11 protein-coding genes are annotated in these 14,655 nt (G+C 60.4%); 6 read left to right on the top strand and 5 right to left on the bottom strand.

Annotated elements, in window-relative coordinates; translation table 11 throughout:
* Positions 1-115: 115 nt before the first annotated feature.
* The 3 genes from sucC to brnQ all read left to right on the top strand — a co-directional run bounded on the left by sucC (position 116) and on the right by brnQ (position 3,968).
* Complete coding sequence (sucC, locus tag ACIPL0_RS10665; protein WP_108238734.1) at positions 116-1,282, top strand: ADP-forming succinate--CoA ligase subunit beta; 1,167 nt, start codon at positions 116-118, stop codon at positions 1,280-1,282.
* Positions 1,282-2,166: a succinate--CoA ligase subunit alpha gene (gene sucD / locus ACIPL0_RS10660; protein WP_400596607.1), complete on the top strand. Its 885-nt coding sequence runs from the start codon at positions 1,282-1,284 to the stop codon at positions 2,164-2,166. Before sucC ends, sucD begins: the two co-directional genes overlap by 1 nt.
* 494 nt (positions 2,167-2,660) lie before the next feature.
* Positions 2,661-3,968: a branched-chain amino acid transport system II carrier protein gene (gene brnQ / locus ACIPL0_RS10655; RefSeq protein WP_400596606.1), complete on the top strand. Its 1,308-nt coding sequence runs from the start codon at positions 2,661-2,663 to the stop codon at positions 3,966-3,968.
* A gap of 102 nt (positions 3,969-4,070) precedes the next feature.
* Here brnQ and ACIPL0_RS10650 read toward each other — a convergent pair whose 3' ends face one another.
* Positions 4,071-4,325 (bottom strand): hypothetical protein, encoded by a 255-nt coding sequence (locus ACIPL0_RS10650; RefSeq protein ID WP_400596605.1) that lies wholly within the window; start codon positions 4,323-4,325, stop codon positions 4,071-4,073.
* A 328-nt stretch (positions 4,326-4,653) separates the two neighbouring features.
* On the opposite strand from ACIPL0_RS10650, the gene htpG reads away from it, so the two are divergent.
* Together htpG and ACIPL0_RS10640 are read left to right on the top strand one after the other, a co-directional pair.
* Positions 4,654-6,558, top strand: coding sequence for a molecular chaperone HtpG (gene htpG, locus ACIPL0_RS10645; protein ID WP_400731531.1), 1,905 nt, complete (start codon positions 4,654-4,656; stop codon positions 6,556-6,558).
* Between the two features lie 79 nt (positions 6,559-6,637).
* Positions 6,638-7,363, top strand: a complete 726-nt coding sequence (locus ACIPL0_RS10640; protein ID WP_400596603.1) for a dienelactone hydrolase family protein — start codon at positions 6,638-6,640, stop codon at positions 7,361-7,363.
* Positions 7,364-7,515: 152 nt separating this feature from the next.
* Here ACIPL0_RS10640 and ACIPL0_RS10635 read toward each other — a convergent pair whose 3' ends face one another.
* Positions 7,516-8,379, bottom strand: a complete 864-nt coding sequence (locus ACIPL0_RS10635) for a pirin family protein (RefSeq protein ID WP_400596602.1) — start codon at positions 8,377-8,379, stop codon at positions 7,516-7,518.
* Positions 8,380-8,582: 203 nt separating this feature from the next.
* Here ACIPL0_RS10635 and ACIPL0_RS10630 point away from each other — a divergent pair, with 203 nt between their 5' ends.
* Positions 8,583-10,208: a methyl-accepting chemotaxis protein gene (locus ACIPL0_RS10630; protein WP_400596601.1), complete on the top strand. Its 1,626-nt coding sequence runs from the start codon at positions 8,583-8,585 to the stop codon at positions 10,206-10,208.
* A 465-nt stretch (positions 10,209-10,673) separates the two neighbouring features.
* Here ACIPL0_RS10630 and fabB read toward each other — a convergent pair whose 3' ends face one another.
* From fabB to ACIPL0_RS10615, 3 genes are all read right to left on the bottom strand, one after another.
* Positions 10,674-11,894 (bottom strand): beta-ketoacyl-ACP synthase I, encoded by a 1,221-nt coding sequence (gene fabB, locus ACIPL0_RS10625; protein WP_400596599.1) that lies wholly within the window; start codon positions 11,892-11,894, stop codon positions 10,674-10,676.
* An 11-nt stretch (positions 11,895-11,905) separates the two neighbouring features.
* Positions 11,906-12,421: a 3-hydroxyacyl-[acyl-carrier-protein] dehydratase FabA gene (gene fabA, locus ACIPL0_RS10620; protein WP_400596597.1), complete on the bottom strand. Its 516-nt coding sequence runs from the start codon at positions 12,419-12,421 to the stop codon at positions 11,906-11,908.
* A 209-nt stretch (positions 12,422-12,630) separates the two neighbouring features.
* The gene (locus ACIPL0_RS10615; RefSeq protein ID WP_400596595.1) at positions 12,631-14,547 is read right to left on the bottom strand and encodes a response regulator; all 1,917 of its coding nucleotides are present in this window, start codon (positions 14,545-14,547) and stop codon (positions 12,631-12,633) included.
* Positions 14,548-14,655: the final 108 nt, after the last annotated feature.

The raw sequence follows: 14,655 nt of genomic DNA, 5'->3' as shown, positions 1-14,655 counted from the left end.
GGGGCGGCACTTCGGTGACGGCCCGGTGGCTGACGGGAGAAGCGGTCACAGGTGGTGCGGCACGCTTGAGCGAGCAGCACCGAATGCGCAGTACCTAACGAAGACGGTAATAAGCATGAATCTTCACGAGTATCAGGGTAAGCAGCTGTTTGCTGAATACGGCCTGCCAGTATCCAAGGGCTTTGCAGTAGACACTCCCGAAGCAGCAGCAGAAGCGTGCGACAAGATCGGCGGGACCGAATGGGTTGTCAAAGCCCAGGTTCACGCAGGTGGTCGCGGTAAAGCGGGCGGCGTAAAACTGGTCAAGAGCAAGGAAGACGCAGCTGCGTTCGCCGCTCAGTGGCTGGGCAAGCGTCTGGTCACTTACCAGACTGATGCCAACGGTCAACCAGTCACCAAGATCCTGGTTGAATCCTGCACCGACATCGCCAAAGAGCTGTATCTGGGCGCTGTAGTCGATCGTTCGAGCCGTCGTATCGTGTTCATGGCCTCCACCGAAGGTGGCGTGGACATCGAGAAAATCGCTCACGACACGCCTGAGAAGATTCTCAAAGCCACTATCGACCCACTGGTCGGCGCTCAGCCGTTCCAGGGTCGCGACCTGGCATTCCAGCTGGGTCTGGAAGGCAAGCAGGTTGCTCAGTTCGCCAAGATCTTCACCGGTCTGGCCAAACTGTTCCAGGACCACGATCTGGCCCTGCTGGAAGTCAACCCGCTGGTCATCAAGGCCGACGGCGATCTGCACTGCCTGGACGCCAAGATCAACATCGACGCCAACGCCATGTACCGTCAGCCAAAGCTGAAGGCTTTCCACGACCCATCGCAAGATGACCCACGTGAAGCCCACGCTGCCAAGTTCGAACTGAACTACGTGGCACTGGAAGGCAACATCGGCTGCATGGTCAACGGTGCCGGTCTGGCCATGGGTACCATGGACATCGTCAACCTGCACGGCGGCAAGCCAGCCAACTTCCTCGACGTAGGTGGCGGCGCGACCAAAGAGCGCGTGACCGAAGCGTTCAAGATCATCCTGTCCGACAGCAATGTCGCTGCAGTACTGGTCAACATCTTCGGCGGCATCGTTCGCTGCGACATGATTGCCGAAGGCATCATCGGCGCCGTGAAAGAAGTCGGCGTGAAAATCCCGGTTGTTGTTCGCCTCGAAGGCAACAACGCTGAGCTGGGCGCAAAAGTACTGGCAGAAAGCGGCTTGAACATCATCGCAGCTACCAGCCTGACCGACGCTGCTCAACAAGTCGTCAAAGCTGCGGAGGGCAAATAATGAGCGTCCTGATCAATAAAGACACCAAAGTTATCTGCCAGGGCTTCACCGGCTCGCAAGGTACTTTCCACTCCGAACAAGCCATCGCCTACGGCACCAAGATGGTTGGCGGCGTGACCCCAGGCAAAGGCGGCACCACTCACCTGGGCCTGCCAGTGTTCAACACCGTTGCTGAAGCTGTGAAAGCAACCGCTGCTGACGCTTCGGTGATCTACGTTCCGGCTCCGTTCTGCAAAGACTCGATCCTGGAAGCCGCTTTCGCCGGCATCAAGCTGATCGTCTGCATCACCGAAGGCATTCCTACCCTGGACATGCTGGATGCCAAGGTCAAGTGCGACGAGCTGGGTGTTACCCTGATCGGCCCTAACTGCCCAGGCGTCATCACTCCGGGCGAGTGCAAGATCGGCATCATGCCAGGTCACATTCACTTGCCAGGCAAAGTCGGTATCGTGTCGCGTTCCGGCACCCTGACTTACGAAGCCGTGAAGCAGACCACTGACGCCGGTTTCGGTCAGTCGACCTGTGTTGGTATCGGTGGTGACCCGATCCCGGGTTCGAACTTCATCGACATCCTGAAGCTGTTCCAGAACGACCCACAGACCGAAGCGATCGTCATGATCGGTGAAATCGGTGGTTCGGCTGAAGAAGAAGCCGCTGCCTACATCAAGGCAAACGTGACCAAGCCGGTTGTTTCCTACATCGCTGGTGTGACTGCTCCTCCGGGCAAGCGCATGGGCCACGCAGGTGCAATCATCTCCGGCGGCAAAGGCACTGCAGACGAGAAATTCGCTGCTCTGCAAGACGCAGGCGTGAAAACCGTGCGTTCGCTGGCAGACATCGGCAAGGCCCTGGCCGAGCTGACGGGTTGGGAAATGAAGAAGTAAGCATTGCTTGCTGATCATTGACTGATCGACAAAGGCCACCTTCGGGTGGCCTTTGTCATTTTCGGCATTTGAAATCCATGCCCGTAGCAGTCCGTCTATGGGTGCGATTGGTGCCCGGTACGCATCCTGTAGGAGCTGGCTTGCTGGCGAACGCGTCAGGTCAGATACCGCAATGCCTCATGACCCCCCGCGTTCGCCAGCAAGCCGGCTCCTACAGGTTCTTGGCGGGGTGGCGGGGTGGAAATCATCCTGTCCATTCCGGAAAAACAGTTTTCCCCGGTTGACGTGTCCGATATGCGACAGGAACGTGCGTTCATCGGTCGTGCCGCCCTGTGTCGGTGCATGAAATAGGGTAGGCTAGCGACCATTTTGCGTGGCCGACCCCCACAAGGGGTCGCTGCGCGCAAGGGCCTGTTCTAAAAGGACGGGCAGCATTTCCCTTACCCTCAGGGAAATCCTCTTCTTAATTCCGATTCAGCAGTGTGGTTTCTTTGATGAAAGTGTTGAAAGGTCAGGACATCCTGGCACTGGGTTTCATGACGTTCGCGTTGTTCGTGGGCGCCGGCAATATCATTTTCCCCCCGATCGTTGGCTTGCAGGCCGGTCCACATGTGTGGATGGCCGCGCTGGGCTTTCTGGTCACCGCAGTCGGCCTTCCGGTCGTGACCGTCGTGGCGCTGGCCAAGGTCGGTGGCGCCATGGACTCGCTGAGCAGCCCCATTGGTCGCGTGGCCGGTACGGTGCTCGCAGCGGTCTGCTACCTCTCGGTCGGCCCGCTGTTCGCGACACCGCGCACCGCAACCGTGTCCTTCGAAGTGGGTCTGGTGCCGCTGACTGGCGAAAACCCGACCGCGCTGTTCATCTACAGCCTGGTCTACTTCCTGGTGGTGTTCTGGATATCGCTGTACCCCGGCCGTCTGCTCGACACCGTGGGGCGTTTCCTCGCGCCACTGAAGATCATCGCCCTGGCGGTGCTGGGCATCGCAGCCTTCGCCTTGCCAGCAGGTGACGTCGGTGCCGCCAAGCCTGAATACGTGGCAGCTCCGTTCTCCCAGGGCTTTATCAACGGCTACCTGACCATGGACACCCTCGGTGCGCTGGTCTTCGGTATCGTCATCGTCAACGCCATCCGTTCCCGCGGCGTCGAGTCGCCCCGGTTGATCACCCGCTATGCGATCATCGCCGGCCTGATCGCCGGTGTCGGTCTGGCGCTGGTGTATATCAGCCTGTTCCGTCTGGGTTCCGGCAGCCACGAAATCGCGGCCAACGCCACCAACGGCGCGGCCGTTCTGCACGCCTACGTACAGAACACCTTCGGTACGCTGGGCAGCAGTTTCCTGGCGGTGTTGATCTCCCTGGCCTGTCTGGTGACGGCGGTGGGTCTGACCTGCGCTTGCGCCGAATACTTCAGCCGTCTGCTGCCACTGTCCTACAAGACACTGGTCATTCTGCTGGCGGCATTCTCCCTGCTGGTGTCCAACCTGGGCCTGACCAAACTCATCCAGTTCTCCATTCCGGTGCTGACGGCGATCTACCCGCCGTGCATCGCGCTGGTGGCGTTGAGCTTCTGCAAGGACTTCTGGCATCGCCATGGCCTGATCGTGGCGCCGGTGATGCTGGTGTCCTTCCTGTTCGGTGCCATCGATGCCGCCAAGGGCGCTGGCCTGGGCGTGCCAAATGTGCTGGCGCATCTGCCGCTGAGCGAGCAGGGTCTGGCCTGGCTGATCCCGTCGCTGATTGCCCTGTTCGCTGCGTTCGTGGTCGACCGCATGCTGGGTAAGCGCAGCGAAGCGATGGCCTGAAGAGCAGGGCGGTGATGTCGTTAACACCCGTCACCGCAGACTTGCGCTGAATAAAAATAAAGCCCGCATGAGCGGGCTTTATTTTTTTGGAAACTCTGGAACTTATGGCTTAGTTGGCGCAGGCGCTTGTTCGTTGGCCTCTTTGGCGCGCTCTTGTGCCGCTTCCGCATTCTTTTGTGCCGCTTCCTGACTTTCTTTGGCAGCGTCGTTCACTTTTTCCTGAGCCTTCTGCATCGACTCCTGCGACTGTTGTGCAGCCTTGTTGGCATCTTGCTGTTTATCCTCGGATTTTTTGTCGCAGGCAGCGAGACCCAAAGTGGCAGAAAGCATGAGGGCAATGGCTAAAGTCTTACGCATGGGGTGTTTCTCCTTATTGATCATCTACGAGCCTTCGAACCATCGCCATTAACTTAGTTCCCTGTTGTTGCCGAATAGGCGCATCGCTGTTTCAACAGCGTTACGCCGAGCGACCGGAAGTTTTATCGATTAAACGTTTTTCCCACGGCGGTTCGTCCGGCGTTAAGCGAATGACCGCTTACTTGTGAATGAAGAATCGTCGCGCTGTCGGTCCGTGCCCTTGAAATCCCCCGGCCCGTCCCCACCTTGATGACAACCCGCCGTCCAGGCTGCTGACTTGCCCCGGACGGCCCCCTCATCCGTGTGGACTGATTGGAGTTTGATGACCATGAGTGTGGAAACTCAAAAGGAAACCCTGGGCTTCCAGACCGAGGTAAAGCAGCTGCTGCACCTCATGATCCATTCGTTGTACTCGAACAAGGAAATTTTCCTGCGCGAGCTGATTTCCAACGCCTCTGACGCTGTGGACAAGCTGCGCTTCGAAGCGCTGTCCAAACCGGAACTGCTGGAAGGCGGCGCAGAGCTGAAAATTCGTGTGAGCTTCGACAAGGACGCGAAAACCGTCACCCTCGAAGACAACGGCATCGGCATGAGCCGTGAAGATGTGATCACCCACCTGGGCACCATCGCCAAGTCCGGCACTGCCGACTTCATGAAAAACCTGACCGGCGACCAGAAGAAAGACTCGCACCTGATCGGTCAGTTCGGCGTCGGCTTCTACTCGGCATTCATCGTTGCCGATCAGGTTGACGTGTTCAGCCGTCGCGCCGGCCAGCCTGCCAGCGAAGGCGTGCACTGGTCGTCGAAAGGCGAGGGCGAGTTTGAAGTCGCCACCGTCGAGAAAGCCGATCGCGGCACCCGGATCGTCTTGCACCTCAAAGCCGCTGAAGACGAGTTCGCTGACGGTTACCGCCTGCGCAACATCATCAAGAAATACTCCGACCACATCGCGCTGCCGATCGAGCTGCCGAAAGAGCAGATCGCCGTCGAAGGCGAGCCTGCCCCGGTGCAGGAGTGGGAAACCGTCAACCGTGCCAGCGCCCTGTGGACCCGTTCGCGTACCGACGTCAAGGACGAGGAATACCAGGAGTTCTACAAGCACATCGCCCACGACTTCGAGAACCCGCTGAGCTGGAGCCACAACAAGGTCGAAGGCAAGCTGGAATACAACTCGCTGTTGTACGTGCCGGCCCGCGCGCCGTTCGACCTGTATCAGCGTGAAGCACCGCGCGGCCTGAAGCTGTACGTGCAGCGCGTGTTCGTCATGGATCAGGCCGAGTCGTTCCTGCCGCTGTACCTGCGCTTCATCAAGGGTGTGGTCGACTCCAACGACCTGTCGCTGAACGTTTCCCGCGAGATCCTGCAGAAAGACCCGATCATCGATTCGATGAAGTCGGCGCTGACCAAGCGCGTGCTGGACATGCTGGAGAAACTGGCGAAGAACCAGCCGGAAGAATACAAAGGCTTCTGGAAAAACTTCGGTCAGGTCATGAAAGAAGGCCCGGCAGAAGACTTCGCCAACAAGGAAAAGATCGCCGGTCTGCTGCGTTTCGCTTCGACCTCCGATGACAGCGGCGAGCAGAGCGTTGCGCTGGCTGACTACCTGGCCCGCGCCAAGGAAGGTCAGGACAAGATCTACTACCTCACCGGCGAAAGCTACGCGCAGGTCAAGAACAGCCCGCACCTGGAAGTCTTCCGCAAGAAAGGCATCGAAGTGCTGCTGCTGACCGACCGCATCGACGAGTGGCTGATGAGCTACCTCAGCGACTTCGACGGCAAGGGCTTCGTCGACGTGGCTCGCGGCGACCTGGATCTGGGCAAGCTGGACTCCGAAGAGGACAAGAAGGCCCAGGAAGAAATCGCCAAGGACAAAGAAGGCCTGATCGAGCGCCTGAAGTCGGCGCTGGGTGAAGCCGTGAGTGAAGTGCGTGTGTCCCATCGTCTGACCGACTCGCCGGCCATTCTGGCCATCGGCGAGCAGGACCTGGGTCTGCAGATGCGCCAGATCCTCGAAGCCAGCGGGCAGAAGGTGCCGGATTCCAAGCCGATCTTCGAATTCAACCCGTCCCACCCGCTGATCGGCAAGTTGGACAGCGAACAGAACGAAGAGCGCTTCGGCGACCTGTCGCACATCCTCTTCGACCAGGCGGCGCTGGCTGCCGGCGACAGCTTGAAGGATCCGGCCGCTTACGTGCGCCGTTTGAACAAGTTGTTGGTCGAGCTCTCGGTTTAAGCTCTGCGTCACGTCAAAACCCGCTTCGGCGGGTTTTGTCATTTGATCCATCTCATATTGTGAACAGTAGGAGTCAGCAATGAGCAACGTAACCGTGCAGTCCTTGGTGTATCAGATTGACGGCCAGAACTATGAGAGCCGTCTGGTCTACAGCGAAGGTGCCAAGGCGGCTCCCGGGCTGGTGATGGCGCCGAACTGGATGGGTGTCAGCGACAGCGCCGAGCAGACCGCCAAAGAAGTTGCGGCCAAAGGCTATGTGGTGCTGCTGGCTGATCTGTATGGAAAGAGCGTGCGCCCGACCAACGCCGATCAGGCGCTGGCCGCGATGATGCCGCTGAAGAACGACCGTGGCCTGCTGAACAAGCGCATGCAGGCGGCGCTGGACCAACTGACCGCACAAACCGTCGCGGCAGTCGACAAGGGCAATCTGGCGGCATTCGGTTTCTGCTTCGGCGGTTGCTGTGCGCTGGAACTGGCGCGTACCGGTGCGCCGCTGAAGGCCGCGGTGTCGTTCCACGGCACGCTGGACACGCCGAACCCGGCCGATGCCAACAACATCAAGGGCAAGGTGCTGGTGCTGCACGGCGCCTCGGACCCGCTGGTGCCGAAAGAACAACTGCCAGCGTTTGAAGAAGAAATGAACGCGGCCAACGTCGACTGGCAGCTGCTGAGCTACGGCGGCGCGTTCCACTCGTTCACCGACCCGCATGCCAATAACCCGGGCGTGCAGATGTACAACCCGACCGTGTCCAAGCGTGCCTTCACCGCCATGCACAACCTGCTGGATGAAGTGTTCGCTGGCTGATGCGATGTGCCTGACCAGGCACTGACCCCTGTGGGAGCGAATTCATTCGCGAGAAGATGGCACGACCGCTACATCTGTATCGATTGAACCATTGCATCGCGAATGAATTCGCTCCCACGGATCGGGCATCGGCATGATCCGGTGAGGCGCTCTTATTTTCTGGCCGCCGGCAACTCGATCCGCCCAATCTCTCCCGGCACCGTCGGCCAGTCGCCGGCCGCCCATTTCAGTCTTGCCTGATCGATCAATGCCGCATCGCTGGCGACGAAGTTCCAGTTCATCCGTCGCGGCCCGTCCAGCGCTGCGCCGCCGATCAGCACGGCGTGGCAGTCACTCTCGGCGCACAGCGTCGGTTCATCTCCCGGATTCAACACCACCAGGCTGCGCGCCTCCACAGGCTCGCCATCCAGCAGGGCTTCACCCTCGATCACATACAAAGCGCGTTGCTCATGCTCGGCGGGGATCAGCAGCGTCGTGGCGGTCTGCATTTTCACCTCGGCATACAGCGTCGGCGATAACACCGGCACCGGCGATTCGAGACAGAAGCCATTGCCGGCAATCATGCGAATGAAGATGCCCATGCCCTCACTGACCGGCAGGGTCGCGGCCGGATGGTGGCTGTAGTGGCCGTCACCCTGTTCGTGCTCTTTTGGCGAAGCCAGCCAGATCTGCAGGCCATGCAACCGCGAGCCGCTGTCATGCAGGGCCTGGGGTGTGCGCTCGACGTGGGCAATGGCGCTGCCGGCCGTCATCCAGCTGACATCGCCGGGCAGCACGTGTTGATCGCTACCGAGGCTGTCCTTGTGCTGGATTTCGCCTTCAAACAGATAGGTCAGGGTCGACAGGCCGATGTGCGGGTGCTGGCGGATGTCCATGCCTGTGCCGGGCGCGTAGGTGGTCTCCAGCATGTGGTCGAAAAACACGAACGGGCCAACGCTACGGCACTGAGCAGAGGGCAGGGGACGCAGAATCGGCTGGCCTTCGACGTCTTCTGCGCGGGGTTTGATGGTCAGCATGAGTAGGCTCTTGATGGATGAGACGAGAAAGTAATCAGCATAAACCGCTGCGTCTGGATCGTCTGTGCTGCCGTCGCACACGAAATAGTTAGTTACTTCAAAATTTGTCGAATTGTCCTACAGCTTTTGTTCGCTTTTGCCGATATCTGTGGCGACACCGACTGCATTCTTCAATTGCAGGGTTACTTGGGAAGGCACCCACTATGACGGTCAGAAACATGAACATTGCACCCCGCGCAGCACTGGGTTTCGGGGTGCTGGCGCTGCTGGTGTTTGCGCTGGGCGCGTTTGCCCTGATGCAGATGTCGAGCATGCGTAAACAGTCCGATCTGGTGGAGAACAAATGGCTGCCCAGCGTCATGGAGCTGGGCACGATGGGACAGGACATGATGCGCATCAGAACCCTGACCCTGCGCCTCATGCTCAATCGCGACCCTGAAGCGCTGCGGGACAACGTCAGCAAACTGGAACAGCTCAAGAGCGGGCTGCAGAGCACGCAGCAACATTACGGATCACTGATCGAAGTGGCGCAGGAACGCGAGTTGTTCAACAACTTCAGCACCGCGCAGCAGGCGTATTTTCAGCGGCAGAACCGGGTCATGGAGCTTTCCGCGCAGAATCGTCTGGACGACGCCGTACAGGTGATCAACGGCGAGATGAACCACTACGCCGATGTCATGACTCAGGCGCTGAACCAATTGACCGCGCTGAACAAGCAAGGCGCTGGTCAGGCCAGTGAGATGGCGCAGCGCGTGTTCGGCAGTGCGTTTGTCTGGGTCGTTGCGATGATGTTGCTGACTGCGCTGATCACCCTGGTCCTGGCCTGGGGGCTGACGCGCAGCATCGTCCGCCCTCTGGCGCAGGCACTGGGCATCGCGCAGGTGGTGGCGTCCGGCGACCTGACCCGCGAAATCGTCGTCGAAGGTCGTGACGAACCGGCCCGTCTGCTGGAGGCGTTGAAAACCATGCAGCTGAGTCTGCGCCGGACGCTGCTGCGGATTTCCGATTCGTCGAATCAACTGGCGTCGGCTTCCGAGGAGCTGAGTACGGTCACCGAGGACTCGACCCGGGGTCTGAATCAGCAGAGCCTGGAAATCGATCAGGCGGCCACGGCGGTGAACCAGATGACGGCAGCGGTGGAAGAGGTCGCGCGCAATGCCGTGGCGACGTCCCAGGCGTCCGGCGAGTCGGATCGCATCGCCCAGCGTGGCCGTCAGCAGGTGCAGGAAACCGTCGCGTCCATTGGTCATCTGGCCAACGACGTGACCGAAACCGGCGATCAGGTCGAAGCGTTGGCGCAGAAGGTCTACGGCATCAGCAAGGTGCTCGACGTGATCCGTTCGGTGGCCGAGCAGACTAACCTGCTGGCCCTCAACGCCGCCATTGAAGCGGCGCGGGCCGGTGAGGCCGGGCGCGGTTTTGCGGTGGTCGCCGACGAGGTGCGCGCACTGGCCCATCGCACGCAGTCATCGACTCAGGAGATCGAAGCGCTGGTCGGCGATATCCGTCAGGGCACCGACCGCGCTGTGGCGGCGATGCAGGGCAGCAACGGGCGCGCGCGTTCCACGCTGGAGCTGGCACAGTCGGCCGGCGTGGCGCTGGACGAAATTGCCGCGGCCATCACCCTGATCACTGAACGCAACGTCGTCATCGCCAGCGCCTCGGAACAACAGGCGCAAGTGGCTCGGGAGGTGGACCGTAACCTGACCAACATCCGCGACCTGGCGCTGCAGAGCTCGACCGGTGCCAACCAGACCAGTGCGGCGAGCCAGGACCTTTCGCGTCTGGCGACGGACCTGAACGGCATGGTGGCCGCGTTCTCGGTCTGACCGTAGGAGCGCGCTTGCCCGCGATGGCGTCCATCAAAGTGCTGCTGCGTTGACTGAGTCAACGCCATCGCGAGCAGAGCTCCCTCCCACAGGATGGGTGTTTGCCGTCTCTCCAATGGATAACCCAAAACCCGTAGCAGTCCGGCTTGCCGGCGGCAGCGTTCTCGCGGACGCCACCGCCGTCGCGAGCAGGGCTCCCTCCCACAGAACCGTGTGCAGCGGAAGCATCACGCGGATTCTGTAGGAGTGAGCTCTGCTCGCGATGAGGCCAGTTCAGTCGATGCACATCCATTGTCTGAACTGGCTTATCGCGAATGAATTCGCTCCCGCCGTGTTATCCGGGCCAATCAGGGGTGTCGGCGGTGTTCTGGGCCTGCTATCGCGGGCAGGCCCGCTCCCACAAATGCCGTGCAATAAAAAAGGCGTCCCGAAGGACGCCTTTTTCATGTGCTGCGACAGGCCGTATTACTTGCCGGTCCAGCGCTTCATCACCAGCGTGGCGTTGGTGCCACCGAAGCCGAAGCTGTTGCTCATGACCAGGTTGAGCTCGGCGTTTTCGCGAGTCTTGGTCAGGATCGGCAGGTCAGCGACTTCCGGGTCCAGTTCGTCGATGTTGGCCGAACCGGCCATGAAGTTGCCTTCCATCATCAGCATGCAGTAGATCGCTTCGTGAACGCCGGCGGCGCCCAGGGAGTGACCCGACAGGCTCTTGGTGGAGCTGATGGCCGGAGCGTTGTCACCGAAGACTTCGCGCACGCCCTTCATTTCCGCGACGTCGCCGACCGGAGTCGAGGTGCCGTGGGTGTTCAGGTAGTCGATCTTGCCGTCGACGGTGGACAGCGCCTGCTGCATGCAGCGGATCGCGCCTTCGCCGCTTGGAGCGACCATGTCGTAGCCGTCGGAGGTCGCGCCGTAGCCGACCAGTTCAGCGTAGATCTTCGCGCCGCGAGCCAGAGCGTGTTCCAGCTCTTCGACCACGACCATACCGCCGCCGCCAGCGATGACGAAACCGTCACGGTCGGCATCGTAGGCGCGCGAAGCCTGCTCAGGGGTTTCGTTGCGCTTGCTGGACAGGGCGCCCATGGCGTCGAACAGGAACGACTGGCTCCAGTGCTCTTCTTCACCGCCACCGGCGAAGACGATGTCCTGCTTGCCCATCTGGATCTGTTCCATGGCGGTACCGATGCAGTGAGCACTGGTGGCGCAGGCAGAAGCGATGGAGTAGTTCAGGCCCTTGATCTTGAACGGCGTTGCCAGGCAGGCCGAAACGGTGCTGCTCATGGTGCGGGTCACACGGTACGGACCGACGCGCTTGACGCCTTTCTCACGCAGGATGTCGAGCGCTTCCATCTGGTTCAGGGTCGATGCGCCACCGGAACCGGCGATCAGGCCGGTGCGGACGTTGGACACCTGGTCTTCAGTCAGACCCGAGTCCTTCACCGCGTCCTGCATTGCCAGATAGGCGTAGGCAGCGGCATGGCCGACGAAGCGATAGATCTTGCGGTCGATCAGTTCTTCGAGGTTCAGGTCGATGGAGCCGGACACCTGGCTGCGCAGGCCCATTTCCTTGTATTCCGGATTGAAACGGATGCCCGGACGGCTTTTACGCAGGTTTTCGGAGACGGTCTCTTTGTCATTGCCCAGGCAGGAAACGATGCCCAGACCGGTGATTACGACGCGGCGCATGCGAATAACCCTTAGAAATTGTCAGTGGAGGTGAACACGCCGACCCGGAGGCCTTCGGCGGTATAGATTTCGCGGCCGTCCACGCTGACCGAACCATCGGCGATGGCCATGTTCAGCTTGCCTTTGAGGACGCGCTTGATGTGAATGTTGTAGGTGACTTTCTGGGCGGTAGGCAGGACCTGGCCGAAGAACTTGACCTCGCCCGAACCCAGCGCACGGCCACGGCCCGGCAGGCCTTGCCAGCCCAGGAAGAAGCCGACCAGCTGCCACATGGCGTCAAGGCCCAGGCAGCCCGGCATCACCGGATCACCCTCGAAGTGGCAGGCGAAGAACCACAGGTCCGGGGTGATATCCAGTTCGGCGACCAATTCACCTTTACCGAACTTGCCGCCTTCAGCGCTGATATGGGTGATGCGATCAACCATCAGCATGTTGGGGGCGGGCAGTTGCGCGTTACCTGGGCCGAACAGCTCGCCGCGACTGCAGCGCAGCAGGTCTTCCCGGGTAAAGGCGTTTTGTTTGGTCATGCGAACTCCTCGTTAATCCTGTGCGGCAGGGTGTGGCGATACTTAACCCGATCTGGCCAGCGGGGCATCCCTCTGCTGGCAGCCTACTCATAGACTGTTGCGTTGTAGTGAAAGTCACAGCACGGACGCAAATGAATGCACACCTGTGCACTGAAATGTGTTGCCCGCACGACAACTCGGGTCGATCAGGCACACAAGACTGCCGCAATTTAGCATTTATCGCCAGTCGCAGATGCCTTAAAGGTCAGCCAGCGCTGCAAAACCTGCTGCAAATCAGTGCGTTTGAATGGCTTGGCCAGGTAATCGTTCATCCCGGCCTGCAGGCACACATCGCGGTCGCCGTGGCGGGCGTTGGCGGTGAGGGCGATGATCGGCAGGTTTTCCAGGCCGGGCAACTGGCGAATCCGGCGGGTGGCTTCGTAGCCGTCCATCACCGGCAGGCGGCAGTCCATCAGGATCAGCGCGTAGCTGTCCTTGCTGACCATGCTTACCGCCTCGGCGCCGTCGCCGGCCACGCTGACCGCAAGGCCGAGGCTGCGCAGCATGGCTTCGACCACCGTGCGGTTGACCGGATTGTCCTCGACCAGCAGCACGCAACCGTCACGTTCCTGCGGCACTTCACCGGTAGAGCGGGTCTGCAATGCCGGCTCCTCCTGCTGAACGTATTGCAGGGGGAATTGCAGGGTGAACACCGAGCCCAGACCTTCACTGCTCTGCGCCTCCAGCGTGCCACCCATGCGTTCGGCCAGGTTGCGCGCGATTGGCAGGCCCAGCCCGGTGCCGCCGTAGCGGCGGGAAATCGAATTGTCGGCCTGCTGAAAGGCATCGAACATCGATTCGAGCAGGTCCGGTGAAATGCCGATGCCACTGTCGCGCACCGCACAGGTAAACAGAATGTGTTGCGAATCGGGCTGCTGCCAGGCGGTTTCCACCCGCACGCTGCCAAACTCGGTGAACTTCAGGGCGTTGCCGATCAGGTTGACCAGAATCTGCCGGATGCGGGTCGGGTCGCCCTTGACCCGCAGTGCGTCCAGCCCGTCGGCCAGATCCAGCTCCAGTGCCAGCCCGCGCTGCTGCGCGTTGTGGGCGAACGCCTGTACCGAGGTGGCGATCAGTTCGGCCAGATTGAACGGAATGTTCTCCAGCTCCAGTGCGTCGCGTTCAAAGCGGGAGAAATCGAGGATGTCGTTGATCACACGGAGCAGGTGTTCGGTGGACTCGGTAGCCAGTGCCGCGTATTCGGCCTGCTCCTCGGTCATGCGCGTGGTTTCCATCAACTGCAGCATGCCCAGCACACCGTTCATGGGCGTGCGCAGTTCGTGGCTCATCATTGCCAGGAACTCGGATTTGGCGCTGTTGGCCCGCTCGGCCTCTTCACGGGTGCGGATCAATTGATCCATCGCCTGCTTCTGCTCGCGGCCGGCTTTTTCCAGGCCCAGCGCCAGGTTGTTGATATGACGCGCCAGATCGCCCAGTTCGGCGTCATCGGCCACCGGCAGCGGTACGGTGTAGTCGCCGTGCTGGATCGCCTTGACCGCATCGCTCATGGCGCTGATCGGCTGGGACAGGCTCAGCGACAGACGCCGCGCGAGAATATAAGTGAAGAGCAGGGCGAACAGCGCGAGAATACCGGCCTTGAGCAGAATTTCCTGCTCGCGCATGTTGAAGGCCTCGCTGGACATGCCCACCAACACCCGTCCCAGGTAGTCCTCGGTGGGCACGTTGCCATTCTCGACGCCACGGTCGCGCAGTTTTATCTGTTGCAAGCGGATCGGCGCCTGAAAGATTTCCATCTGCCGCGAGTGGTTGTCATCGGAACTCTGCTCGACCCGGACCAGCACCTGACCGAGGCTGTTCTGCACCTCCAGAAAGCGTACGTGGGGCGTGCTCAGGGTCGCCCGCATCAGACCTTCCAGAACGTTGTTGTTGCCGACGATCACGCCATATTCGGAGGCCGGCGCCAACTGATTGGCGATCAACTGGCCAGTGTGATTGAGTTCCTGGCGCAGATCCTGGATGCGTACCACAGTAAAGAAGCTGATCAACAGCAACGTCAGCAACAGGGCCGGGCCCAGGCTGAGGATCTGTGTGCGGGTGCTGATGTTCCAGCCGCGTCGTACCGTCATGGCTTGACTCATTGACTAGCGTTCACGCAGTGCAGGGCTTGCCGATGCACGGCGGTACAAAAATGGCTGTCATGGAATCGGATCTCGTCGGAAGCGCCTAAACAATAG

It is taken from the genome of Pseudomonas sp. NPDC090208 (assembly GCF_044746785.1).
Lineage (GTDB): Bacteria > Pseudomonadota > Gammaproteobacteria > Pseudomonadales > Pseudomonadaceae > Aquipseudomonas.
Note: the sequence above shows the minus strand (reverse complement) of the source record. Positions and strands in the feature narration are given on the sequence as shown.

What these genes read in the sequence shown, in the direction of transcription:
- fabB (WP_400596599.1), bottom strand. Translation starts at nt 11,894, where the DNA reads ATGCGCCGCGTCGTAATCACCGGTCTGGGCATCGTTTCCTGCCTGGGC.
- htpG (WP_400731531.1), top strand. Translation starts at nt 4,654, where the DNA reads ATGAGTGTGGAAACTCAAAAGGAAACCCTGGGCTTCCAGACCGAGGTA.
- ACIPL0_RS10640 (WP_400596603.1), top strand. Translation starts at nt 6,638, where the DNA reads ATGAGCAACGTAACCGTGCAGTCCTTGGTGTATCAGATTGACGGCCAG.
- sucD (WP_400596607.1), top strand. Translation starts at nt 1,282, where the DNA reads ATGAGCGTCCTGATCAATAAAGACACCAAAGTTATCTGCCAGGGCTTC.
- ACIPL0_RS10615 (WP_400596595.1), bottom strand. Translation starts at nt 14,547, where the DNA reads ATGACGGTACGACGCGGCTGGAACATCAGCACCCGCACACAGATCCTC.
- fabA (WP_400596597.1), bottom strand. Translation starts at nt 12,421, where the DNA reads ATGACCAAACAAAACGCCTTTACCCGGGAAGACCTGCTGCGCTGCAGT.
- sucC (WP_108238734.1), top strand. Translation starts at nt 116, where the DNA reads ATGAATCTTCACGAGTATCAGGGTAAGCAGCTGTTTGCTGAATACGGC.
- ACIPL0_RS10630 (WP_400596601.1), top strand. Translation starts at nt 8,583, where the DNA reads ATGACGGTCAGAAACATGAACATTGCACCCCGCGCAGCACTGGGTTTC.
- ACIPL0_RS10635 (WP_400596602.1), bottom strand. Translation starts at nt 8,379, where the DNA reads ATGCTGACCATCAAACCCCGCGCAGAAGACGTCGAAGGCCAGCCGATT.
- brnQ (WP_400596606.1), top strand. Translation starts at nt 2,661, where the DNA reads ATGAAAGTGTTGAAAGGTCAGGACATCCTGGCACTGGGTTTCATGACG.
- ACIPL0_RS10650 (WP_400596605.1), bottom strand. Translation starts at nt 4,325, where the DNA reads ATGCGTAAGACTTTAGCCATTGCCCTCATGCTTTCTGCCACTTTGGGT.